Annotated in this window: 1 protein-coding gene; it reads right to left on the bottom strand. The window is 65.2% G+C overall.

Annotated features, from left to right (window positions below):
• Positions 1-543: amidase family protein (locus AACY08_RS27870; protein WP_339472322.1), on the bottom strand; the 543-nt coding region annotated here is incomplete at its 3' end.
• Positions 544-653: the final 110 nt, after the last annotated feature.

Below are 653 nucleotides of genomic sequence, written 5' to 3'. Positions count from 1 at the left end.
ACCGAACACGCCGCACAGCGACGCCGGCACCCGGATCGAACCATTCGTATCCGATCCCAAAGCCACCGGCACGATGCCCGCTGCGACCGCAGCGGCCGAACCACCCGACGAGCCACCAGCTATGCGAGCCGGATCGTGCGGATTCCGTGTCGGGCCGTAATGGGCGTTTTCCGTGCTGAACCCGTAGGCATACTCGTCCATGTTGGTGATACCAACGAGATTGGCGCCAGCCGCAACCAGTCGTTCGATCGCGGTCGCGTCCGTTTCCGCAGGTGGCAGGTCGCGGTTGATCTTGGACCCCGCCAATGTCGGGCGGCCGACCACGTCGAATAGATCCTTGGCGGCGAAGGGCAGTCCGGCCAGCGGAAAGCGGCGCGGATCGTCGTCGATCCGTTGCGCCGTGCGGCTCGCGCGTTCGTCGAGGGTCGCCGTGAAGCAGTTCAACCCTTCCATGGTGCGGGCACGTTCCAGCACCTCGGTCGCCCAGTTGGCAGCCGAAACGTCGGAGGAGCGTACGTGACCGATCTTGACAAGCGCACTCATGGTCGAAGCATTTCGGCGGGTTCCGCTGCGAAATCGTCCGCCGCGGCAACGATGTCGGCGTGCCCAAGGAACAGGGTCATGTTGGCCCGTACGCCGGCCGCGCATTCGGA

The sequence above is a fragment of the Pseudomonas sp. EL_65y_Pfl1_R83 genome (assembly GCF_963970695.1).
GTDB classification, from domain to species: domain Bacteria; phylum Pseudomonadota; class Gammaproteobacteria; order Pseudomonadales; family Pseudomonadaceae; genus Aquipseudomonas; species Aquipseudomonas tritici.
Note: the sequence above shows the minus strand (reverse complement) of the source record. Positions and strands in the feature narration are given on the sequence as shown.